We start from the raw sequence: 22,127 nt of genomic DNA on the forward strand, positions 1-22,127 counted from the left end.
GCGGCCTCCCTTTTTTCGTTGTGCTCGTCTCATATTTGAGATATTGTCTCTCATATGGGAAATTCATTTGAAGACCGGCTGGTCAGGCGTCTGGCGCTGTTGCGCGAGGAGCGCGCACTGTCGCTGGAAGAACTGGCCACGCAGAGCGGCATCAGCCGCGCTACCTTGTCGCGCCTGGAGCGCGCTGAAACCAGTCCGACGGCGGAGATGCTGGGCAAGCTGTGCTCCGTGTATGGCATGCCGATGTCGCGCCTGATCGCGGAAGTGGAGCAGGCGCCGGTGCAGCTGATCCGGCGCGCCGAGCAAGCGGAGTGGCATGATCCGTCCACCGGCTTCGTGCGACGCATGGTGTCGCCGCCGGCGCGCGGCTTTGCGGCGGAGATGATCGAAGGGCGCCTGCCAGCGGGCGCTTTGATCGATTACGCCCAGCCGCCGATGCGGGGGTTGGAGCAGCATATGTGGATGCTGTCAGGGGTGCTCGACTACACCATCGACGGCGTAACGCATCGGCTGCAGCCTGGCGATTGCCTGCGCTTTCACTTGTATGGCGCGACGCGCTTTTCCTGTCCTGGCCCTGGCGAGGCCCATTACCTGATTGCGATATGCGAACCATAAACGAACTGGATGGCGCCGGCTTGCTGGCGCATGCCGATGAATTGGCCGAGGTGCTGCGCGCTTGCGTGCTGGCCGGGGCGAGCGTCGGCTTCGAGCTGCCTTTCCCGCATGAGGAGTCGCGCGCCTTCTGGCTTGGCCTGCACGGCGCAGTGGAGCGCGGTGAGCGGCGCCTGTTCGTGGTGCGCGGCGATGATGGGCGCGTTGACGGCACCTTGCAGCTGGTGCTGGCGGGGATGCCGAATGGCTGCCACCGCGCCGAGCTGTCCAAGATGCTGGTGCATCCGCGTGCGCGCCGCCGGGGGCTGGCGCAGGCGCTGGTGCTGAGCGCCGAGGCACATGCACGCGCGCTGGGCCGTACGCTGATTGTGCTCGACACCTGCAGCGGCGAGCCGGCAGAAAGCATGTATCTCAAGCTTGGCTACGAGCGATGCGGCGAGATTCCGCAGTACGCCACCATGCCCGATGGCCGCCTGGGCGCGACGACTTTCATGTACAAGCTGCTGCCGCACGTGGCGGCGGCCGATCCGGGTGAACCGGATTCGGTGGCGCTGATGTCGGAGCTGGATGCGACGCTGCAGGCGATTACAGGCGACAGCCGCCGCACCCAGTTCAGCGTCGCCGATGCCCGCGGCGAGGCCGGTCGTTTTGCGGTAGCGCGCGACCCGCATGGAAAAGCGCTTGGTTGCGGAGCTTTGCGGCCCATGGGCGAGAACGTCGCGGAAATCAAGCGCATGTACGCTCGGCCCGGCAGCAAGGGTATAGGCAGCGCAGTGCTGGTCTGGCTGGAGGCGGAGGCGCGCCGCATCGGATACCGCGCGCTGCGTCTGGAGACGCGGCTGGTCAACACACGCGCCGTGCAGTTCTACCTGGCGCACGGATACCAGCGAATCGAGAACTTCGGCCGCTACGCCGGCAATCCCGCTGCCGCCTGTTTCGAGAAAACGCTTTAAACAGGATCGTGGCAGCAGACGCCGATCTTGTTGCCATCGGGGTCGCGGAAGTAAGCGCCGTAATAGTTGGCGTGATAGTGCGGACGCAGGCCTGGCGCGCCTTCACAGCTTCCGCCGTTGGCCAGCGCCGTAGCGTGCGCGGCATCAACTGCCGCGCGCGATGGCGCCAGCAAGGCAGTCATCGGGCCATTGCCAGGGTCGGCGGGAGAGCCGTCGTAAGGGCGGCCGATGATCAACAGCGGACGTCCGCCGCCGGCCGGCTGCCAGGCCGCCCAGGGCTTGCTTTCGTCGCAGAAGCGCTGGGCATGGCCGAGCGCCGCCATCACGGCCGCATGAAAGCGGTAGGCGGCGGCGAAATCGCTGATGCCGATGAATACGTGCGAAATCATAAAGCGCCCCTTACAGCTTTCACGTCTGTCAGCCCGGCGAGTATCTTCTCGATGCCATCCATCTTCAACGTCCGGATGCCCTCGGCCAGCGCGGCATTGCGCAGTTGCGGCGGGCTGGCGCGTTCGCGTACCAGCTGGCGCGTGTGCTCGCCCGGCACCAGCAATTCATGCAGGCCGATGCGGCCCTTATAACCTTTGCTGCATTCCTTGCATCCGACGGCGCGGTACAGCGTAAAGCCGCCGCGCGCCTCGCCGTGGCGCTCGCGCCAGCCGTTGACGATGCGCAGCTTGGCCGCTCGCGGATCGGCGCGCCAGGCTTCGGACTTCTGTAACTCCTCGCTGTATTCTGCCAGCAGAAGTTCAAGCTCAGCCTCGCCGGGCTGGTAGGCGAGTTTGCAGTGCTCGCACAGGCGCTTGGCCAGGCGCAAGGCCAGCACGCCAAGCAGGGCATCGGCCATGGCGAATCGCTCGCTGCCCATTTCGTGCAGGCGGCTGATGCTATCGGTGCTGCTGCCGGTGGGCAGGCAGCCAAGCACCATGCGGCCGTTCATCGCAGCTTCGATGGCTAGTGCGGCAGTCTCGCTGTCGCGCATATCCCCAATCGCTACCTGGTCGGGATCAGCGTGCAGCACAGCGCGCAGGGCGGCGGCGAAGCCGGTGCCAGCTTCGCGCTGCACCGGCACCTGGCGGGCGCCGGGCTGCAGGATCTCGACCGGCTCCTCGATGGTCCATACCTTGGCGTCTGGGCGCTCCAGCTGCAGCAGCAGCGAATGCAGGGCCGTGGTGCGGCCGGAACCTGCGGGACCGCATAGCAGGAACAGGCCGTGCGTGGTGTCGATGGCGGCGCGCAGCTTGTCCTGCAAGGCGGGCACCATACCCAGGCGATCCAGCGGGATCGGCGCACCGCTGCTAAGCAGGTGCAGCACCACGTCCTCCATGCCGCCGGCGGAAGGGATGAAAGTGGCGCGCAGCTCCACATCGAGCTGGCTGAATTCGCGGAACAGCAGTTTGCCTTCGACCGGATGCCCGGCTGGCGTGGCAGGCAGGCCGCACATGGTTTTCAGGCGCGCCACCAGGGCGGCATGCAGGTCAAGTGCTGCGTCGGCGTAGGGCAGGAGGGCGCCATCGCGGCGCAGGCGCAGTACCGAGACGCCGCGCGCGGTGTGGGGTTCGATGTGGATGTCGGATGCATCGAGGCGGCATGCCTCGGTGATGATCTTGTCTGCCAGGGCGGCTGCGGCATCGGCATCGGCGGCGTTGTGCGTGCGGGCAGGCTTGGCGGCGCCGACGCCGGCGCTGGCTGCGAAACGCGGCGACTGGCGCGCGGCCAGTGCGACGGCCAGCGTTTCGCACAGGGCTTGCAGGCATTCGCGTTGCAGCGCGCTGAAGGGCAGGTCGCTGCGCGGGTTCACCAGCTGGATCACGCCCAGCAGCTCCTTGCCTTGCGCGTCAGCGATGGGCGCGGCCAGCACCTGGCGGGTGCGATAGCCGGTGCGCTGGTCAAGGCCGCGCTGGAATTGCAAGTCGGGAGAGATGTCGCGCAGCTGCGCTTCATCGTACACATCGCCGATGTCCAGCACTTGCTGGGTCAACGCGACATAGCCGGGAATGCTGCCGGGCGTGACAGCGACGCGCAATTCGCGCGACACCAGGTAATCCTTCTCCTGGTCCATCACGAACAACTGGCAGCGCTCGCATTCGAACAGATGGCATAAGTCGGCCGGCACGCTGGACATTAAACCGTCGAGCCCACGCGCGGCGTGTACGCGCGTGCTGACTTCCTGCAGCTTACGGTATAGCTGCAATTGCTCTGTATCACTCACAGCACATCCCTTATCTTGTCGTTTTTCCAAGTTTGTCAATGATAGCGCCAAATAAGCAACACTCAACCGTGCGGGCCCTGGCGGGAGTAAAATATAGCTGTCACTTTGGCCATCTCGCCTTAAACAAGCAGGATGATTGCCGGGAGAACGAAAATGAAAAGCCCCGCGCCTCGTCTGGTTGGCATGGCCGCATTGGCCATCGCCTGTGGAAACCTTGCAGCCGATCCCCTGCGAGCGGAACGGGAGCGTGAGCGAGCGCCAGCCGCTGTTTTCGACCTCAGCGCGAGCCAGATGAAACTCTCCGATTGGCCGGGCAACCCCAACAGCAATAACGTCACCTTACGCATGGCTGCGACCATGACGCAGTCATTGCCACGCGACTGGCAGGTGCGGGCCAGCCTGAATACCCAGTACAACTCCGGCGACCTGACCTTGCAGGATACCCTGGCGCCGACGGTGTTTACTTCCCTCAATATGATGCGTGACCGCGATGTGCTGCGCGACGGCGGCATAGGCAGCAATCTCGAGCTGTATTCGCCGAATATGTGCGCGACCCTGCTGCGCAATTGCCGCGCCCTGATGTTCTACGACCGCAATTACATCCGCTACAACCGCAACTATGCCGGGCAGCTGCGCAGCGGCCGCATTGGCAGCATGGGTATAGGGATGAGGATATTGACGGGCAAGCGCTCCAGCATGCAGCTTGATTATGGACGGGTGGTGCGTTCCGAGCAGATGCCGGAGGACGACCGCAGCCGCCTGACCCTGCGCATGGGCTATACCTGGTAAAACGCTTCTAAAAATACTGCTTGACCTTCCCATCATGGGATACTTGATACTGGTCGCCAGAGCATAGGCGAGGAGTATTCCATGAGTCAGTTCCAGCAAACCGTCCGTATTGAAGGCATGAGCTGCGCGTCCTGCGTGCGCCGTGTCGAAAAGGCGCTGGCCACCGTTCCGGGCGTGGCCCATGCCGCCGTCAACCTGGCGACCGAAACAGCGCGCGTCGACTCTGATTCGCCGGTGGCGTTTGCCGCCTTGCAGCAGGCCATTGGCAAGGCCGGTTATGCCGCCAGCGAACTGGCCGCTCCTGCAGTCGATGCGGAGCGCCGCATTCCGGAGGGACTGGCCGTAATCTTGTCCGCCATGTTGTCGGCGCCGCTGGTAATGCCGATGGTGGCGGAGTGGTTCGGCGTGCACTTGATGATCCCGGCGTGGCTGCAATGGCTGCTGGCGACGCCGGTGCAATTTGTCTTTGGTGCGCGCTTCTATCGCGCCGGCTGGAAGGCTGTGAAGGCGCGCGCGGGCAATATGGATTTGCTGGTGGCGCTGGGGACTTCGGCGGCCTACGGCTTGAGCGTTTATCTGGCGCTGTCGCCTTCGCACGGCATGGCGCATCTGTATTTCGAGGCGTCGGCTGTCGTATTGACGCTTGTGTTGCTGGGCAAGTGGCTGGAGGCGCGCGCCAAGCGGCAGACGGCATCCGCCATCCGCGCCTTGCAGGACTTGCGGCCGGCGACGGCGCGCGTACGGCGTGAGGGCGAATCGGATGCCGACCTGCCGATCGAGCAGGTGCGGGTGGGCGATATCGTGGTGATCCGCGCCGGTGAGCGTGTGGCGGTAGATGGCGAGGTGGTTGATGGCGCCAGCCACGTCGATGAATCCCTGATTACCGGTGAGAGCCTGCCGGTCGCCAAGCATGAGGGCGACCGCGTGACCGGCGGTGCAATCAATGGCGAGGGCTTGCTGCTGGTGCGCACCAGTGCGACCGGGGCGGAGACCATGCTGTCGCGGATTATCCGCCTGGTGGAAGATGCTCAATCGGCCAAGGCGCCGGTGCAGAAATTGGTCGATAAGGTGGCGGCGGTGTTCGTGCCGCTGGTTCTCGTGATCGCGGCGCTGACCTTCGTCGGCTGGTGGATGGCGTCGGGCGACGCCGAGCAAGCCTTGATCAATGCCGTGGTGGTGATGGTGATTGCCTGTCCGTGTGCGCTGGGGCTGGCGACGCCGGCCGCGATCATGGCGGGTACCGGCGTGGCGGCGCGGCATGGGATCCTCATTAAGGACGCCGAGGCGCTGGAAATGGCGCGTCAGGTGGATACGGTGGTGTTCGATAAGACGGGCACGCTTACGCAGGGCAAACCGGTGCTGGCGCACTTGTTGCCGAACGGCGTAGGGCGCGAGCGTGCCTTGCAACTGGCTGCCGCTATCCAGCGCGGCAGCGAACACTCGCTGGCCCGTGCAGTTCTCGACGCGGAGGCTGCTGCCGCTGGCGGCTTGCCGCCGCTGACGGCGAGCGCTGTGACGACGCTGGCGGGGCGGGGGCTGGCGGCGCAAGTCGACGGCCTGGATCTGCTGCTGGGCAGCGGGCGATTGATGGCGGAACGCGGCGTCGACCTGGCGCCGCTGCAGCAGCGCGCGGCAGAACTGGAGGCGCAGGGCCACACGATCTCCTGGCTGGCCGCCGCCAGCGCAGGCGCAGGCGGGGCGAAGCTGCTTGGCCTGCTGGCCTTCGCCGACCAGCCCAAGCCCCATGCCCGCGCCGCGGTTGAACGCCTGCATGCGCGCGGCATCGCCACCGTCATGCTGACCGGCGACAACCAGGGCAGTGCGCAAGCCGTAGCGCAGGCGATCGGCATCGGCCAGGTTGAGGCCAACCTCCTGCCCGCAGATAAAACCGCCGTTATCGCAAGACTGAAGGCTGAAGGCAAGCGTGTCGCCATGGTCGGCGATGGCATCAACGACGCCCCAGCACTGGCGGCGGCCCACGTCGGCATCGCCATGGCTACCGGCGCGGACGTCGCCATGAACGCAGCCGGCATCACCTTGATGCGCGGCGAACCGCTGCTGGTGGCCGACGCTATTGACATTTCCAATCGCACCTTCAGCAAGATCCGCCAGAACCTGTTCTGGGCCTTCATCTACAATGTGGCGGGGATTCCGCTGGCAGCACTCGGCATGCTGAATCCACTGCTGGCCGGCGCCGCGATGGCATTCAGCTCGGTCAGTGTAATCAGCAATGCACTGCTGCTGCGCCGCTGGCAACCTTCGAAGGAGTAAGCAATGAATATCGGACAAGCCGCCGCCGCATCCGGCGTAAGCGCCAAGATGATCCGCTACTACGAGAGCATCGGCCTGGTGAAGGAAACTGCACGCACCGACAGTGGCTATCGCATCTATGGCGAGAAGGACCTGCACTCGCTGCGTTTCATCAAGCGCGCGCGCAACCTTGGCTTCTCGCTGGAGCAGATCGGCGACCTGCTGTCGCTATGGCAGGACACGGGCCGCGCCAGTGCGGACGTGAAAACTATCGCCATGAGCCATGTGAATGAACTGAACCAGCGCATCGTGGAGCTGACCGAAATGCGCGACACGCTGGCGAGCCTGGCGAAAACCTGTCACGGCGACGACCGTCCCGATTGCCCGATCCTGCAAACGCTGGGATCAGCGCAGGAACATGTACACGGTGAGCACTGCGCCCACCATCACGACAAAGATACGCATCAGCTGCGGGGGAAGTCGGTAGATCAGCCACGAACCCAGAAGCCCGCCCGCAATACCACCGGCGCATAAGGCCAGGGCAGCGGCCCAGCTGATCATGCCCGAGAAGGCGAAGATCAGCGTGGCGGAGGCGTTCATCGCCATTGCCAGCATATTTTTAGTGGCGGTTGCTGCGCGGATCTGCTGGCCGGCGATGGTCAGCGCGGCCAGCATCAGGAAGCCGATGCCGCCGCCGAAGTAGCCGCCATAGACCGCAATGCAGAACTGGATCGTGGCCAGTACCGGTTTCGGCATGCTGGATGCCGCGTGGATTGGCTGGCGGCGGAAGGCGCCCCAGGCAAACATCGAGGTCGCGAACAGCACCAGCCATGGCACGAGCCTGGCGAAGAAGGTCGGTGGCGTGATCCAAAGCAGGATGGCGCCGAAAATGCCGCCAACAATACTGATTGTGAAGAGTTGCGTGAACGATAAGCCGCTCACGCCTTCCGCGAATTTGCGGCCGGCGATGGCGGAGGTGGTCTGGCTCGGGAACATGGCGACCGTCGACGTCATGTTGGCGGCAACCGGGTTCAGGCCCGCCAGCAGCAGGGCAGGGAAGGTGATGAAGGAACCGCCGCCAGCCAACGCATTCTGCGTGCCGGCAAACAGTCCTGCTGCGGCAAGCAGTAAGATGGTGTGGAGTTCAGGCATCGGACCATTATAGCCAAGCCTTTCGGATCTTGCCGGCGGCCGCCCCGGACGATCAGGCCACGCGTCTCGCAGCCGAGGCGCGTCCTGCGGCGATGGTTTCTGCAATCTGGGCGGTGGCGCGTTCGGCATCGGCGATGGACTGGGTCAGGCGCTCGTCGCCAAATTCGTCGTATTCGATGGCTGCGCCGTAGCTGTCGGTCACACCCAGGTAGCGGAACACGCTGCGCACCGATCCTTCAACGTGATTAATGCCTTCCAGCCGCTGGCCGGGATCGTAGCCAAAGTCGCCACGAGAAGAGAGAATCACCAGCTGTTTGCCAGCAGCCGACAGCAGCGGCCAATACGGCTCGCCCGGGCGTGAGCGATCAAAGCCGAAAGTCCGTCCAACGCGAACGATGTTATCGAGCCAGGCCTTGAACTGCGCCGGCGGTCCAAAGTTATACATCGGTACACCGGCAACGATAATGTCTGCCCGCAGCAGATCGTCGACAAGGGCATCGCTTTGGGCGAGCGCTTCCACCATCCACGGTTCGCGTGCTGCCGGCGGCGTGAAGGCTGCGTGCACCCAGGCGCCGGTGACGGGCGATGGCGGCTCCGCGCCAACGTCGCGATAGATGACTTCTGTTCCGCTATCAAGTTCAAGGTATCGTTCGATGAAACGCGCGGTCAGGCGACGCGTGTGGGAACCGTGTGCCTGTGCGTCGGAACGACCCGGCCGCGCGCTTGAATCAATATGCAGGATGGTGGTCATTTGTTCTCTCCAAAAGTGTTTGCGATGGACGCACTGTGCGCCAGCAAACGACTGGCGACAAACGATCAATTCTCAGCAGATGGATGAACTGGATTCATGTATAGTAAATAACATGAGACGTCGCCTGCCATCCCTCTCCGCACTGCGCAGCTTCGAGGCCGCCGCGCGGCTGCAAAGCTTCAAGCTTGCGGCCGAAGAGTTGTCGGTGAGCGCAACCTCGATCAGCCACCAGGTGCGTGCGCTGGAGGAGTCGCTGGAAGTGCGGCTGTTCCTGCGCAAGACGCGTGCGGTTGAATTGACGCCGGAGGGCCGCATCCTGTTGCAGGCGACTGGCAACGGTTTCGATGCCATTGCGGCCGGCGTCGAAAGGCTTCGCCGCGAGCATCGCCGCACCGTCACACTGTCGACCACGCCGGCTTTCGCTGCGCGCTGGCTGGTGCCGCGCCTGGCAGCCTTCAACGCCGATCATCCCGATATCGCCCTGAACGTCCAGGCCAGCAACAAGCCGGTCGACCTGGCCGGCGGAGCGGCCGACCTGGCAGTGCGCGGTGGCACGGGACATTTTGCCGGCCTGCGTTCGCGGCGGTTGATGCAAGCCGGCTTCGCCCCGGTTGCCAGTCCGCGCCTGAAGCTGCGCAAGGCAAACGACGTTACGCGCCATCCTTTGATCCATTTCGACTGGCAGCGTGGATACCGCGGTGCACTGACCTGGGAAAAGTGGGCCAAGGCTGCAGGCGTGTCGCTGGACGCGTCTTGCGGCGTACGCTTTTCAGAAGAATCGCACGCGGTGCAGGCAGCCATTGCCGGGCAGGGCGTGGTGCTCACTGCCTTGCCCCTGGTGCGCGAGGAAATCGGAATGGGACTGCTGGAAGCGCCGGTTGGGCCGGTGCTGGGCGGATTTGATTTTTATGTTGTGCGGCCCGAAGGCGACGATCCGCGCGAGGAAGTTCGCGCTGTCGAAGAATGGCTTCTGGCACAGGAGAAGCAATAATGGAGCCTTACATGCTTTACTATTGGCCGACAATCCAGGGCCGCGGCGAATTCGTCCGGCTGGCGCTGGAGGAGGCGGGCGTTCCCTATGTCGACGTGGCGCGCGGCAAAGGCGGCATGAAGGCGATGAACGCGGCGATCGCGGGCGGCAGCGATGAGCGTGCGGCGTTTGCGCCGCCGGTGCTGCGGGCGGGGGAACTGCTGGTGGGGCAGACTGCCAATATCCTGATGTTCCTGGGTTCCCGGCATAAACTGGCGCCGCGTTCGGAAGCGGGGCGGCTGTGGTGCAACCAACTGCAGCAGACCATTGCGGACGTGGTGGGCGAGGCGCACGACACCCACCATCCGATTTCGGTCAACCAATATTACGAGGAGCAGGCGCGCGAGGCGAAAGCGAAATCGCGCGACTTCGTGACCGAGCGTATTCCGAAATACCTGGACTATTTTGAGTCGGTTTTACAGGCCAATCCTGGGCGTGGCGGCTGGATGGTGGGCTCGCGCCTCAGTTACGTCGACCTGTCGTTGTTCCAGCTGCTGGATGGATTGCGCTACGCATTCCCGAAAGCCATGGCGGCTTACGAAGGGCGTTGGCCAGGCCTGGAGCGGCTGGCGCTCAAAGTGGCGGCGCGCCCGAATATCACGGCCTACCTGGAATCAAAACGTCGCCTCGCCAACAACGAGGACGACGTGTTCCGGCATTACCCGGAACTGGAGCAGGGCGTGCGCGTTAAGCCGACGCGCGGGTAACCGGGTAGCCGGCGTCCACGATGGCAGCCTTGATCGGCTCCAGCGCTGCGGTCGAGTTGACCTTGACGTGCCGGCCCTTCAGGTCCACCTCGACAAAGGCTGCCGGGTCAACGGTGTGCACGGCTTCCGTCACGGCCGAGATGCAATGGCCGCAAGTCATGTTTTCTACAGTGAGTTCGTACATTTGGAGATCCTTTCGTCTTATGGGTAAACGTACTTTAGTCCTTGCCACCATTGTAAGGTCAAGCGTGCTTTCGCTGTTTCTGCTGCTATCGCTGCAGGGATGCTCGCAGCAATATTCTGGACCCGAGGGCGCCGCGCACATGGTGGAGCCGGGACGCGGAGGCGCGGCGACGGCTCGGGACTCACAGCGCAGCAAATACCTGGCCTACGAACATTCGGTGACCGTCGACGCGGCAGAGCCGGACATCAAGCCGCTGCTCGACAAGCTGGTTGCTGCTTGCCAGGCCGACGTGGCGAACCAATGCACTCTGCTCGCCTCCGGTGTCGAAGGCGGCCGCGAATCGCGCGCCCACATCCGCGTCCGCATCAAGAAGGCCGGCGTGGAGCCGCTGGTCGCACTGGCGGCAACCGGTGGCGAAGTCGCGTCGCGCAACACGGAAGCGGAAGACCTGGAAGGCCCGATCCGCGACAACGCCAAGCGCCTCGACATGCTGCGCGCCTACCGCGAGAAGCTGTTGGCGCTGGAGGCCAAGGCCGGCAACAACGCCGAAGCGCTGATCAAGCTATCGCAGGAACTGGCGACCGTGCAAAGCGAGCTCGAATCCGCGACCGGCGTCGAAGCGCGGCTGATGGAGCGCGTCAATATGGACTTGCTGAACATTTCAATCCAATCGCACGCCCAGCGTGGCTTCTGGTCGCCGGTGAAGCGTGCAACGCGCGATTTCAGCAGCAACCTGTCGGAAGGTATCGCCAGCGCAATCACCGGCGCCGCGTATCTGCTGCCATGGGCGCTGATCCTCTTCGTCGTTGGCGCCATCGTACGCAAAATCTGGCGAAAGGTGCGTCGCAAATGAAGCAGTCCATCGTCCACATTGCCCTCGTCGTACGCGACTACGACGAGGCGATCGATTTTTACGTCAACACGCTTGGTTTCGAGCTGCTGGATGATACCTATCAGCCGGAGCAGGACAAGCGCTGGGTGGTGGTAGCGCCGCCGGGCGGCAGCGGCACCACCATTCTGCTGGCGCGCGCGTCCAAACAAGAGCAGGAGCCGTTCATCGGTAACCAGGCCGGCGGCCGGGTATTCCTGTTCCTGAACACGGACGACTTCTGGCGCGATTACGAGCGTCTGAAAGCACAAGGCGTGCGCATCGTGCGCGAACCCAAGCAGCAGGACTACGGCATGGTCGCCGTCTTTGCGGACTTGTACGGTAACCTGTGGGACCTGCTGCAGCTGAATACCGAGCACCCGATAGCACGCCGAGGATAAAAAAAAGCCCCGCACTTGGCGGGGCTTAACTGCTGATCGGTGTGTAATTAAAGCACGTCGCTTGCGTGGTCCGCCAGGCGGGAACGTTCGCCGCGGGCCAGGGTTACGTGGCCGCTGTGCGCCCAACCCTTGAAACGGTCGACCACATAGGTCAGGCCGGACGAGCCTTCGGTCAGGTATGGCGTGTCGATCTGGGCGATATTACCCAGGCACAGAATCTTGGTGCCAGGACCTGCGCGCGTCACCAGGGTCTTCATCTGCTTCGGCGTCAGGTTCTGCGCCTCGTCGATGATGAGGAACTTGTTGACGAAGGTGCGGCCGCGCATGAAGTTCAACGACTTGATCTTGATGCGCGAGCGGATCAGGTCCTGCGTCGCCGCACGGCCCCATTCTCCGCCTTCACCGTCGGACTTGTTCAGTACTTCCAGGTTGTCGTCGAAGGCGCCCATCCAAGGCCCCATCTTCTCTTCCTCGGTACCCGGCAGGAAGCCGATATCTTCGCCCACCGGCACCGTGACGCGGGTGACGATGATCTCGTTATACAGCTTGGTCTCCAGCACCTGTGCCAGGCCGGCGGCCAGGGCGAGCAGGGTCTTGCCGGTACCGGCCTGGCCCAGCAGGGTGATGAAGTCGCACTCTGGGTTCATCAACAGGTTCAGCGCGAAGTTCTGCTCGCGGTTGCGGGCAGTGACACCCCATACGCTGTTCTTGTTGTGCGAGTAGTCGCGCAGGGTTTGCAGGACGGCGGTCTTGCCGTTGATCTGCTTCACTTGCGCATAGAGCGGCGATTCGCCGTTGTTCGGCTCCAGGAACACGAACTGGTTCACCAGCAGTGACGGAATGAACGGACCGGTCACGCGGTAGAAAGTGCTCGACTGGCCGTGCTTGTTCTCCTGCCAGGACTCCATGTCCTTGCCATGCTTGTTCCAGAAATCGTCCGGCAGCTGGACGATGCCCGAGTACAGCAGGTCGGTATCTTCCAGCACATGGTCGTTGAAGTAGTCTTCCGCGGGCAGGCCCAGTGCGCGCGCCTTGATGCGCATATTGATGTCTTTCGACACCAGCACCACGGCGCGGCCAGGCTGCTCCGCCTCCAGCGAACGCACCACGGCCAGGATCTGGTTGTCGGCCTTACCTTGCGGCAGGCCTTCCGGCAGGTCTGCTACCTGCACCTTGGTCTGGAAGAACAGGTGGCCCTTGGCATCCTTGTTACCCAGCTTGTTCAGCGGGATGCCGTTTTCCATGTCGTCGTCGTCGGTGTTGCTGATCAGGGCATCGAGCGTACGCGATACCTGGCGCGCATTACGGGCGACTTCGGTCATGCCCTTCTTGTGGTTGTCCAATTCTTCCAGCGTCATCATCGGCAGGAAGACATCGTGTTCCTCAAAGCGGAACAGCGAAGACGGGTCGTGCATCAGCACATTGGTGTCGAGTACGAACAGCTTGGTGCTGCCCAATACGTCGGCCTTGCGGCTGATGGCGGACTTGAGCACCACCTCGTGGGCCTTGTGCTTGGCCGGGTGTGGCGCGTCGGCCTTGATCGGTGTGACTTTGGCGCGAGCCTGCGGCGCAGCTTTGGTGCGCGGCGGGGCTGGCACGTCGTCCGGCAATTTGACGGACTTCAGCGCGGGCGCCTTCTTCGCAGCAGCTTTTTTTGCTACGACGGCTGGTTCTTTCACTGCTTTGGCAGCAGTTTTTGGCGCCGCTTTCTTCGACGCTGGTGCTGCCTTTTCTTCGGTAGGGAAGGGAACCGGGTTTGCTCCGCTCGCCTTCGGATAGTCTTTAGCCAGCAGCAGGGTGGCTGGCTTACTAGGCAGTTTTGGCAGTGGCATCAGGATCTCATTCTCAAAAAGGATGCGCCCACGCGAAGGCGAATGCCTGGCATGGACGAATGCGTGGGTGAATCGGAAAAACTAAAGGATGCCTGGCGGGCGTCTGCGTCGCCCGAATGCCGGTGGGCATGCCACCGGGGACAGTGGGTGGAAGGACTTACTCGACTCAAAATCTGGCTGACACGTTCAAATGACAAGCTCCCGTTGAGCTAACACATTCGCAGCGAGGGCCTTGCCATCAGCCCAGGGTTGCCACGAATTCCAGCACTTCATCGACGTGACCTGGTACTTTCACGCCTCTCCATTCTTTCACCAATCGGCCTTTTGCGTCAATCACAAACGTGCTGCGCTCGATGCCGCGTACATCTTTACCGTACATTTTTTTCATCTTCATGACATTGAAGGCCAGGCACACCGCTTCGTCCGGGTCGGAGATCAGTTCGAAGGGCAGGCCAAGTTTGGTCTTGAAGTTCTCATGCGAGCGCAGCGAGTCGCGGCTGATGCCATAAATTTCAGCACCGGCGGCGGTGAATTGTTCGTGCAGGTCGCGGAAGGCCATGTTCTCGGTGGTGCAGCCAGGTGTGTTGTCTTTCGGGTAGAAGAACAGCACGGTGGCTTTGGCCGGGCGGCCGGAGAGCTGGAAGGTCTGGCCGCTGGTCATGGCGGCGCTGAAATCGGGGATGGTTTGGCTCATGCGCGTTTAGTTGGGGGCAGAGTGTTTATTTTTCAATGATCAGTGCCAGCAGGGCTTTGCGGCCTTCGCCCATCAGGATGTTGTAGGTGCGGCAGGCGGCGTTGGTGTCCATGCATTCGACGCCGACCTGCTTGCCGATCAGGGGCGCGGTCAGGCGCGGATGGACGAAGCGCTGGCGTTCGCCGGTACCGAGGATGACCACGTCCGGGCTTTCGGCCAGCAGCTGTTCGAAGTGTTCGACGGTCAGATCCTCGAACCTGGATACCGGCCAGGCGCGCGGCGCGCTTTCAGGTAAAACCAGCAGGCTGTAAGCGAAAGGCTGGCCGTTGATCTCGACTCCACCGTCGAAATAGCCGGAGACGGTCTGGTATTGGCCAGTGGTGCTGGAGTGGAGCTTCATAACTTTTCGCTATATTTAAATACAATAGAGATCTTATTGTAACGTTTTGCGCATATCGATGGTTGATTAAACCAATTTAATTCGGCAGAATGGATATTTTCGCATTGCAGCATTTACACCTAAGGGATTGATTTTGCGTCCGGTTCAGAAATCCAACAAGCTTAACGAGATTTGTTATGAAATCCGCGGTCCGGTGCCGGAGAAGGCCCGACTGATGGAAGAAGAGGGCCATAAGATCATCAAGCTGAATATCGGCAATATGCAGCCGTTCGGCTTTGATCCGCCTGACGAGATTGTCCACGACATGATCGTCAACCTGCCGAATGCGGCGGGCTACACCGATTCCAAAGGCTTGTTCGCGCCGCGCAAGGCGGTCATGCACTACACCCAGCAAAAGAAGGTCGCCAATGTCACTATGGACGACATCTACCTGGGTAACGGGGCATCGGAACTGATCGTGATGTCGATGAACGCGCTGTTGAACAACGGCGACGAGGTGCTGGTGCCGGCGCCGGATTATCCGCTGTGGACTGCGGCCGTCAGCCTGTCCGGCGGCAAGCCGGTGCACTATGTCTGCGACGAGCAGCAGGACTGGTACCCGGACATCGACGATATGCGCAAGAAGATCACGCCTAACACCAAGGCGATCGTCGTCATCAACCCGAACAACCCGACCGGTGCGCTGTATCCGGACGAAGTGCTGCTGCAGATTATCGAACTGGCGCGCCAGCACCAGCTGATCATCTACGCCGACGAAATTTACGACAAAGTGCTGTACGACGGCGTCACCCACACCTCGATCGCCGCGCTGTGCGACGACGTGTTCTGCGTGACCTTCAACGGCCTGTCCAAGAGCTACCGTTCCTGCGGCTACCGTTCCGGCTGGATGGTGCTTTCGGGCGAAAACAAGAAATATGCGAAGGATTACATCTGGGGCCTGAATATGCTCGCCTCGATGCGCCTTTGCGCCAATGCGCCGGGCCAGTTTGCGATCCAGACTGCGCTCGGCGGCTACCAGAGCATCAATGACCTGGTGGCTCCCGGCGGGCGCTTGCTCAAGCAACGCGACCTTGCATACAAGCTGCTGTCCGAAATTCCGGGTGTCAGCGTGGTCAAGCCAAAAGCTGCACTGTATATGTTCCCCCGCCTCGATCCGAAGATCTACCCGATCGCGGACGACCAGCAATTCGCTTACGAACTGCTGGAAGAAACCAAGGTCCTTATCGTGCAGGGCACGGGCTTCAACTGGCATAGCCCCGATCACTTCCGCGTGGTCTTCCTGCCGAACTCGGACGACATGGAAGATGCATTCGGCCGTATCGCGCGCTTCATGGAAGGCTACCGAAAACGGCACGGGCACAGCTAACAACACCAGGGAATTTGAAAGATGAAATCGATTAAAGTAGGTTTGCTGGGCGTAGGCAATGTAGGCGCCGGCACGTTCAGCGTATTGCGACGCAACCAGGAAGAGATCCGCCGCCGCGCCGGCCGCGGTATTGAGATCGTGGCCGTATCGGCCCGCAACCTGGAGCGCGCAAAAGAGCGCACCGAAGGCCAATGCAGAGTCGTGGCAGACCCGTTCGCGATCGTCAACGATCCGGAAATCGATATCGTCGTGGAGCTGATTGGCGGCTATGACACCGCCAAGGAACTGGTGATGCAGGCCATCGCCAACGGCAAGCACGTGGTCACCGCCAACAAGGCGCTGCTGGCCATGCATGGCACCGAAATCTTCGCCGCGGCCCAGGCCAAGGGCGTGATGGTGGCCTTCGAGGCGGCCGTTGCGGGCGGCATCCCGATCATCAAAGCGTTGCGCGAAGGCCTGACTGCCAACCGCATCGAATGGATCGCCGGCATCATCAACGGCACCACCAACTTCATCCTGTCCGAAATGCGCGACAAGGGCCTGGACTTCGACACCGTGCTGAAAGAAGCGCAGCGCCTGGGTTACGCCGAAGCCGATCCGACCTTCGACATCGAAGGCGTGGACGCGGCGCACAAAGCGACCATCCTGTCCGCGATTGCTTTCGGCATCCCGGTGCAGTTTGACAAGGCGCATATCGAAGGCATCACCAAGCTGCAGGGCATCGACATCAAATACGCCGAACAACTGGGCTACCGCATCAAGCTGCTGGGCATCGCGCGCCGCGCGCAAGTGGACGGCGGCGAAGGCATCGAGCTGCGCGTGCACCCGACCCTGATCCCGGCCAAGCGCCTGATCGCTAATGTGGAAGGTGCGATGAATGCGGTGCTGGTGCAGGGCGACGCCATCGGCGCCACCATGTATTACGGCAAAGGCGCAGGTCCTGAGCCGACCGCTTCCGCCGTGATTGCGGACCTGGTCGACATCACCCGCCTGGCAACCGCCGATCCCGAGCACCGCGTGCCGCACCTGGCCTTCCAGCCGAACGCGATGACCGACATCAAGATCATGCCGATGTCCGAGATCACCACCAGCTACTACCTGCGCATGACGGTGGTTGACCGCCCGGGCGTGCTGGCCGAACTGACCCGCATCCTGGCCGACGCCACCATCTCCATCGACGCCATGATGCAGAAGGAACCGGCGGAAGGCGAGACCCAGGCCGACATCATCCTGCTGACGCACCAGGCGCAGGAAAAGAACGTCGTCGCAGCGATCGACAAGATCGAAAAACTGGCCAGCGTGGTCGGCAACGTCACCAAGATCCGCCTCGAGAACCTGGCGTAATAAAAGTCGGGGTCAGGTCGAGCAAACGGACAAATGATGCCCTCGGGCATCATTTGTCCGTTTGCTCGACCTGACCCCGACTTCCATATCTGTTGTCAATTCACACGTATTTCGTGATAATTCGATAGATTTGATGCCCGATAGAAATTTATTTTTGTACATTGATTAATATTTGGGCATCGATGTAAATCCCTTCGTTTATAATTCGTGCTTCCCTAAAAAGGGTATATAAAAAAGCAAGTTGCACGAGAAAAAGTAAATGAGCGGGGTCAGTTTTTCTATCGTCAGGCACGCGGCGTGGGCGCCGTCTTTGGCCGCGCCTGAAGCGTGGCTGGAGTGGTCGCGCGCGCCTTATCTGCTTGGCACCGAGGGCGAACCCGGCGTCAAGGCCATGCCGCCGATGCTGCGTCGCCGCGCCGGCCAACTGGGCAAGATGGCGCTGGAAGTGGCCTATGAATGCCTGGGCGGCGAATCCGGCATCCCTATCGTTTATTGTTCGCGCCACGGTGAAGTGGGCCGCTCTGTGGAGCTGCTCGATGCCATGGCGCGCGGCGAAGCTTTGTCGCCGACGGCTTTCGGCATGTCGGTCCACAACGCCAATCCCGGCCTGTTCACCATCGCCCGCAAAGAACAGGCGAACCATATCGCACTGGCGGCTGGTCCCAGCTCGCTGGAACATGCGGTGATCGAAGCCTGCGGCCTGCTGGCCGACGGCGCGCCGCAAGTACTGCTGGTCATGGCGGAAACCGCCTTGCCGGAACCTTATTCCCGTTTTGAAGATTGCGAAGAGCAGGCATTTGCCTTCGCATGGCTGCTGCAGCCGGGTGCGCAGCTGTCGCTTGGCTGGCAGGCCGGCGCCGATGCGCCGCTGGATGCCATGCCGGGCGCGCTGCAGGTGCTGCGTTTCTTTCTCTCCGGCGAACAGCAATTGGTGCGCGCGGCGGACCAGCGACAATGGCAATGGCAACGCCATGTTTGAGAAGGCTTTCATGTATTGGCGGGTGCTTGCCACCGGCCTGAGTTTCGCATTGTTCGGCATTGGCGGCGTGCTGCTGCGCGTTGTCGTCTTCCCGTTGCTGCACCTGCTGGTGCGCGACGAGGCAAATCGGGTGCGCCTGTCGCGCGACCTGATTCGCCACAGCTTCCGCGTGTACATCGAGATGATGCGCGTCTTGGGCGTGCTGCGCTACGACGTGCGCGGCCTGAAAAAGCTGGAGCGTGGCGGGCTGCTGATCCTGGCCAACCATCCAACCCTGATCGACACCGTGTTCCTGATGGCGTTCGTCAAGCAGGCCGACTGCATTGTCAAGGCCAGCCTGCGCGACAACCCCTTCACGCGCGGCCCGGTGCGGGCGGCTTCGTACATCGCCAACAGCGGCGGTGCGGGCCTGGTGGACGATTGCATTGCTTCGCTTAAGCGGGGCAACAACCTGATCGTGTTCCCTGAGGGGACGCGTACCGGTGCCGACGGCGTGATCGCGCTGAAACGCGGCGCCGCAAATATCGCCGTGCGTGGCGAACGCGATATCACGCCGGTCGTAATCCAATGCGCGCCAGCCACCCTTGGCAAAGGGGAGAAGTGGTGGCGCGTGCCGCCGCGCCGTGTGCAGTTCAGCATCACGGTGCAGGATGACGTGGCGATCAGCCGCTTTACGGGCGAGGGCGCGAGCGAAGTGCTGGCTGCGCGCCGCCTGACAGATTATTTACAACACTACTTTGCAGGGAAATACCAACATCATGTTTGAGCAGGAAGTCAAAGAAATGATCATCGATGTGCTCCAGCTGGAGGACATTAGCCCGGACGACATCAACGCGGAAGAGCCGCTGTTCGTCGAAGGCCTGGGCCTGGATTCGATCGACGCGCTGGAACTGGGCGTGGCGCTGCAAAAGCGTTACGGCATTTCGCTGTCGGCCGACTCGGAAGATACTCGCCGCCACTTCGCTTCCGTGCGTGCCCTGGCTGCCCTGGTTGAAACCCAACGCAAGCAATAAGGAGAGCAGCGTGGTTGATCTGAATGCAATGAGCAAGGAAGAACTGTACCAGTGGGTGGTGACCCTGCTGGCGGAAATGTTCGAACTGGATGTGTCGGAAGTGACTCCGACCACCAACCTGTATGAAGACCTCGACATCGACAGCATCGATGCCGTCGACCTGGCCGTTAAGCTGAAGCAGCTGACCGGCAAGCGCATGGGCCCTGAAACGTTCAAGACAATCCGTACCATCGATGACGTGGTGTCGGCATTGCAAGGATTGGCGACCGAAGAGGCGGCCTGATGTTCTGGACCGTGTTGACCGCGGCATTGACGCTGCTTTACCCGCTGGCGATCTGGCTTGGCCACGGTCAGCTGGAGCCGCGCTGGCTAGCGTGTGTGCTGCTGCTTGCTGCTGGATCCCGCCTGCCTGCGCTGCGCATCAGCGCTGCTGCGCGCTGGTCGGTGGCGGGCGCGCTGGTGCTTGTCGCGCTGGCAGTGTGGAGCAACGTGCTGCTGCCGTTGAAGCTCTATCCGGTGCTGGTCAACATGGCTTTCCTGGTGGCGTTTAGCTATAGCCTGACGACGCCTGTTTCGATGATCGAACGTTTGGCGCGCTTGCGCGAGCCGGACCTGCCGCCGGAGGGCGTGGCCTACACGCGCCGTGTGACGCAGGCCTGGTGCGTATTTTTCGTCTTGAACGGTTCGATCGCGCTGGCGACGGCGCTGTTTGCGAGCGAGGCTGTCTGGTCGCTGTATAACGGCGTGATCGCCTATGGTTTGATGGGGCTGATGTTCGGCGGCGAATTCCTGCTGCGCCGGCGCATGCGCAAGGCGGTGTCGCATGCGTGATGCATTGCTTGATCTTGCTGCGTCGCTGGCTGCGCGGCCGGCCCATGCCATTGCAGGTTGGCGCGGCTCGGAAGCTGTCAGCTGTGCGGCGCTTGTAGGGCGCGTGCAGGATTGGCGCGCGATGCTTGCGGCGTCGCCTGGACGTCATTTTGCGCTGTATATCGAGGACAGCCTTGAATTTTCGGCGGCTCTGCTGGGCGCCTGGCAGTCTGGCAAGACGGTCTGGCTGACGGCCGATGCGCTGCCTGCTTCGTGCGCCGCCCTGCGCGCGCGCGTGGACGGCTTCCTCGGCGAATTCCCTGGCGACTGCTCGCCACTGGTGGCGCCGCGCGGCTCCGCGTCGGGTGCGCCGCAGGCGATGCATGCGCTGGATGGCGCGTTCGAGGCGCTCGTCGTGCATACCTCCGGCAGCACGGGCGCGCCGCAGGCGATCCCGAAGCGCTTGTCGCAGATGTCCAGCGAGGTGGACGTGCTGGAGTCGATGTTCGGCGGCATGCTCGGCGCGGATGCGGCGGTGATCGCCACGGTCTCGCACCAGCATATTTACGGCCTGCTGTTCAAAGTACTCTGGCCATTGTGCGCTGGCCGCACTGTGCTGGCGGAGAGCGCAGTCTACCCTGAAGAACTGGCGGCGCTGCTGGCGCAACGCCCATCCCTGCTGGTCAGCAGCCCGGCCCACCTGAAACGCTTGCCGGAACTGGCCGGCTGGCAGGACGCACGTGCCCAGTTGCGCGCGGTGTTCTCGTCCGGCGGGCCGCTGCCGGAAGAAGCGGCCTATGCCTGCTTCGACTTGCTCGGCAAGGCCCCAATTGAAGTCTATGGTAGTTCGGAAACCGGCGGCGTGGCATGGCGCCAACGCACCCGCGTAAGCGGTGCGGCATGGACTTCCTTCCCGAATGTTGAATGGCGCCTGGAAGAGGAGGGCGTTCTCGCCGTCCGCTCGGCGCACCTGGCGGATGACGCGTGGCTGCAACTGGCCGACCGCGCCGAGGCGGCCGATGATGGCCGCTTCGAGCTGCGCGGCCGCGCAGACCGTATCGTCAAGCTGGAAGAAAAACGCATCTCGCTCGACGCGCTGGAAGCCGCCTTGCGCGCCAGCCCTCTGGTGGGAGAAGCCCGCCTGCTGCTGGATGAAAGTGCCGCGCGCGCCTGCTTGGCCGCCTTCCTCGTGCTCTCCCCGGAAGGCCGCGCGCAATTGCAAGCAGAAGGCAAGCTCGCCCTGAACCGCGCCTTGCGCGCGCTGCTCGCCGCCAACGCCGAAACCGTCGCTTTGCCGCGCCGCTGGCGCTACCTCGAACAATTCCCGGTCAACGCCCAGGGCAAGACCACGCACGCCGCGCTTGCAGCGCTGTTGGCGGAGCCGAATCCGGCACCCATAGCCCAGGCAGCAGACGAGCGTCCGATCGAGCCCGAATGGCGGGAGCTTGAGCGCGGCGAGACCGGCGTCAAGCTTTCGCTGACCGTGCCGAAAGACTTGCTGTATTTCGACGGCCACTTCCCTGGCAGCCCGATCTTGCCCGGCGTCGTGCAGCTTGACTGGGCCATCGCGCGCGGCCGCCATTACTTCGCCATGCCGCCGGTATTCCGCGACATCGCCATGCTCAAATTCCAGCAAGTTATTTCGCCCGGTGCGACCGTGGAGCTGGAGCTGGCCTGGGACTGTGCCAAATCCAGCCTGCAATTCAAATACCTGTCACAAGCAGGACAACATGCCAGCGGCCGCGTCATCTTCGCTGCCGCCTGACCTTCAACCCATGAT

At 62.6% G+C, this 22,127-nt stretch carries 24 protein-coding genes and 1 pseudogene; 17 read left to right on the forward strand and 8 right to left on the reverse strand.

The window, feature by feature from the left end; all coding sequences use genetic code 11:
• Positions 1 to 54: 54 nt before the first annotated feature.
• Entirely contained in the window at positions 55 to 615 is a 561-nt protein-coding gene (locus tag AC1RTP_RS01265) for a helix-turn-helix domain-containing protein (protein WP_498604164.1), read from the forward strand.
• The gene (locus AC1RTP_RS01270; RefSeq protein ID WP_498604166.1) at positions 603 to 1,565 is read left to right on the forward strand and encodes a GNAT family N-acetyltransferase; all 963 of its coding nucleotides are present in this window, start codon (positions 603 to 605) and stop codon (positions 1,563 to 1,565) included. The genes AC1RTP_RS01265 and AC1RTP_RS01270 overlap by 13 nt, the downstream gene beginning before the upstream one ends.
• On the opposite strand, the gene AC1RTP_RS01275 is transcribed toward AC1RTP_RS01270, so the two are convergent.
• Both AC1RTP_RS01275 and AC1RTP_RS01280 read right to left on the reverse strand, forming a co-directional pair.
• Complete coding sequence (locus AC1RTP_RS01275; protein WP_498604167.1) at positions 1,562 to 1,954, reverse strand: VOC family protein; 393 nt, start codon at positions 1,952 to 1,954, stop codon at positions 1,562 to 1,564. The genes AC1RTP_RS01270 and AC1RTP_RS01275 overlap by 4 nt on opposite strands.
• The gene (locus AC1RTP_RS01280; protein ID WP_498604168.1) at positions 1,951 to 3,777 is read right to left on the reverse strand and encodes a GspE/PulE family protein; all 1,827 of its coding nucleotides are present in this window, start codon (positions 3,775 to 3,777) and stop codon (positions 1,951 to 1,953) included. Before AC1RTP_RS01280 ends, AC1RTP_RS01275 begins: the two co-directional genes overlap by 4 nt.
• Before the next feature lie 153 nt (positions 3,778 to 3,930).
• Here AC1RTP_RS01280 and AC1RTP_RS01285 point away from each other — a divergent pair, with 153 nt between their 5' ends.
• The 3 genes and pseudogenes from AC1RTP_RS01285 to cueR form a co-directional block, all read left to right on the forward strand.
• Positions 3,931 to 4,566, forward strand: a complete 636-nt coding sequence (locus tag AC1RTP_RS01285) for a hypothetical protein (RefSeq protein WP_498604170.1) — start codon at positions 3,931 to 3,933, stop codon at positions 4,564 to 4,566.
• Positions 4,567 to 4,647: 81 nt separating this feature from the next.
• Positions 4,648 to 6,837, forward strand: coding sequence for a heavy metal translocating P-type ATPase (locus AC1RTP_RS01290; protein WP_498604171.1), 2,190 nt, complete (start codon positions 4,648 to 4,650; stop codon positions 6,835 to 6,837).
• A gap of 3 nt (positions 6,838 to 6,840) precedes the next feature.
• Positions 6,841 to 7,260: pseudogene (gene cueR / locus AC1RTP_RS01295) on the forward strand (Cu(I)-responsive transcriptional regulator); the annotation flags it as partial.
• Here the strand turns inward: cueR and AC1RTP_RS01300 are convergent.
• Both AC1RTP_RS01300 and AC1RTP_RS01305 read right to left on the reverse strand, forming a co-directional pair.
• The gene (locus AC1RTP_RS01300; protein ID WP_498604172.1) at positions 7,222 to 7,968 is read right to left on the reverse strand and encodes a sulfite exporter TauE/SafE family protein; all 747 of its coding nucleotides are present in this window, start codon (positions 7,966 to 7,968) and stop codon (positions 7,222 to 7,224) included. The pseudogene cueR and the gene AC1RTP_RS01300 sit on opposite strands and share 39 nt — an antisense overlap.
• 52 nt (positions 7,969 to 8,020) lie before the next feature.
• Positions 8,021 to 8,719, reverse strand: coding sequence for an FMN-dependent NADH-azoreductase (locus AC1RTP_RS01305; protein WP_498604173.1), 699 nt, complete (start codon positions 8,717 to 8,719; stop codon positions 8,021 to 8,023).
• A 112-nt stretch (positions 8,720 to 8,831) separates the two neighbouring features.
• Between AC1RTP_RS01305 and AC1RTP_RS01310 the strand changes: the two genes are divergently transcribed.
• Entirely contained in the window at positions 8,832 to 9,710 is an 879-nt protein-coding gene (locus AC1RTP_RS01310; RefSeq protein WP_498604174.1) for a LysR substrate-binding domain-containing protein, read from the forward strand.
• A gap of 11 nt (positions 9,711 to 9,721) precedes the next feature.
• Positions 9,722 to 10,456, forward strand: a complete 735-nt coding sequence (locus AC1RTP_RS01315) for a glutathione S-transferase (RefSeq protein WP_498604175.1) — start codon at positions 9,722 to 9,724, stop codon at positions 10,454 to 10,456.
• Here the strand turns inward: AC1RTP_RS01315 and AC1RTP_RS01320 are convergent.
• Positions 10,437 to 10,640: a heavy-metal-associated domain-containing protein gene (locus AC1RTP_RS01320; RefSeq protein WP_498604176.1), complete on the reverse strand. Its 204-nt coding sequence runs from the start codon at positions 10,638 to 10,640 to the stop codon at positions 10,437 to 10,439. The two genes, AC1RTP_RS01315 and AC1RTP_RS01320, sit on opposite strands and share 20 nt — an antisense overlap.
• Positions 10,641 to 10,704: 64 nt before the next feature.
• On the opposite strand from AC1RTP_RS01320, the gene AC1RTP_RS01325 reads away from it, so the two are divergent.
• Both AC1RTP_RS01325 and AC1RTP_RS01330 read left to right on the forward strand, forming a co-directional pair.
• Entirely contained in the window at positions 10,705 to 11,493 is a 789-nt protein-coding gene (locus AC1RTP_RS01325; protein WP_498604177.1) for a DUF4349 domain-containing protein, read from the forward strand.
• The gene (locus AC1RTP_RS01330) at positions 11,490 to 11,909 is read left to right on the forward strand and encodes a VOC family protein (RefSeq protein ID WP_498604178.1); all 420 of its coding nucleotides are present in this window, start codon (positions 11,490 to 11,492) and stop codon (positions 11,907 to 11,909) included. The genes AC1RTP_RS01325 and AC1RTP_RS01330 overlap by 4 nt, the downstream gene beginning before the upstream one ends.
• A 47-nt stretch (positions 11,910 to 11,956) precedes the next feature.
• Here AC1RTP_RS01330 and AC1RTP_RS01335 read toward each other — a convergent pair whose 3' ends face one another.
• The 3 genes from AC1RTP_RS01335 to AC1RTP_RS01345 form a co-directional block, all read right to left on the reverse strand.
• Positions 11,957 to 13,741, reverse strand: coding sequence for a PhoH family protein (locus AC1RTP_RS01335; RefSeq protein WP_498604179.1), 1,785 nt, complete (start codon positions 13,739 to 13,741; stop codon positions 11,957 to 11,959).
• A gap of 238 nt (positions 13,742 to 13,979) precedes the next feature.
• Positions 13,980 to 14,435: a peroxiredoxin gene (locus tag AC1RTP_RS01340; protein WP_498604181.1), complete on the reverse strand. Its 456-nt coding sequence runs from the start codon at positions 14,433 to 14,435 to the stop codon at positions 13,980 to 13,982.
• 25 nt (positions 14,436 to 14,460) lie between these two features.
• Positions 14,461 to 14,835 (reverse strand): Mth938-like domain-containing protein, encoded by a 375-nt coding sequence (locus AC1RTP_RS01345; RefSeq protein WP_498604182.1) that lies wholly within the window; start codon positions 14,833 to 14,835, stop codon positions 14,461 to 14,463.
• A gap of 133 nt (positions 14,836 to 14,968) precedes the next feature.
• Here AC1RTP_RS01345 and AC1RTP_RS01350 point away from each other — a divergent pair, with 133 nt between their 5' ends.
• The 8 genes from AC1RTP_RS01350 (at position 14,969) to AC1RTP_RS01385 (ending at position 22,112) form a co-directional block, all read left to right on the forward strand.
• Positions 14,969 to 16,201 (forward strand): pyridoxal phosphate-dependent aminotransferase, encoded by a 1,233-nt coding sequence (locus tag AC1RTP_RS01350; RefSeq protein WP_155454470.1) that lies wholly within the window; start codon positions 14,969 to 14,971, stop codon positions 16,199 to 16,201.
• A gap of 21 nt (positions 16,202 to 16,222) precedes the next feature.
• Positions 16,223 to 17,545 carry a homoserine dehydrogenase gene (locus AC1RTP_RS01355; RefSeq protein ID WP_498604183.1) on the forward strand — a complete coding sequence of 441 codons (1,323 nt, stop codon included), beginning with the start codon at positions 16,223 to 16,225 and terminating at the stop codon, positions 17,543 to 17,545.
• A gap of 259 nt (positions 17,546 to 17,804) precedes the next feature.
• Positions 17,805 to 18,524, forward strand: a complete 720-nt coding sequence (locus tag AC1RTP_RS01360) for a beta-ketoacyl synthase chain length factor (protein ID WP_498604184.1) — start codon at positions 17,805 to 17,807, stop codon at positions 18,522 to 18,524.
• On the forward strand, positions 18,517 to 19,290 hold the full coding sequence (locus tag AC1RTP_RS01365) for a lysophospholipid acyltransferase family protein (protein ID WP_498604185.1): 774 nt from the start codon (positions 18,517 to 18,519) through the stop codon (positions 19,288 to 19,290). The genes AC1RTP_RS01360 and AC1RTP_RS01365 overlap by 8 nt, the downstream gene beginning before the upstream one ends.
• A complete protein-coding gene (locus AC1RTP_RS01370) occupies positions 19,283 to 19,537 on the forward strand; it encodes a phosphopantetheine-binding protein (protein ID WP_155454474.1) in 255 nt (84 codons plus the stop codon). The genes AC1RTP_RS01365 and AC1RTP_RS01370 overlap by 8 nt, the downstream gene beginning before the upstream one ends.
• A gap of 28 nt (positions 19,538 to 19,565) precedes the next feature.
• Positions 19,566 to 19,820, forward strand: coding sequence for an acyl carrier protein (locus AC1RTP_RS01375; RefSeq protein ID WP_498604880.1), 255 nt, complete (start codon positions 19,566 to 19,568; stop codon positions 19,818 to 19,820).
• Positions 19,820 to 20,368: a COG4648 family protein gene (locus tag AC1RTP_RS01380; RefSeq protein WP_498604186.1), complete on the forward strand. Its 549-nt coding sequence runs from the start codon at positions 19,820 to 19,822 to the stop codon at positions 20,366 to 20,368. The genes AC1RTP_RS01375 and AC1RTP_RS01380 overlap by 1 nt, the downstream gene beginning before the upstream one ends.
• Positions 20,361 to 22,112: an ApeI family dehydratase gene (locus AC1RTP_RS01385; protein ID WP_498604187.1), complete on the forward strand. Its 1,752-nt coding sequence runs from the start codon at positions 20,361 to 20,363 to the stop codon at positions 22,110 to 22,112. Before AC1RTP_RS01380 ends, AC1RTP_RS01385 begins: the two co-directional genes overlap by 8 nt.
• The last annotated feature ends 15 nt before the right edge of the window (positions 22,113 to 22,127 follow it).

It is taken from the genome of Pseudoduganella sp. GW821-FHT11H04 (genome assembly GCF_058807935.1).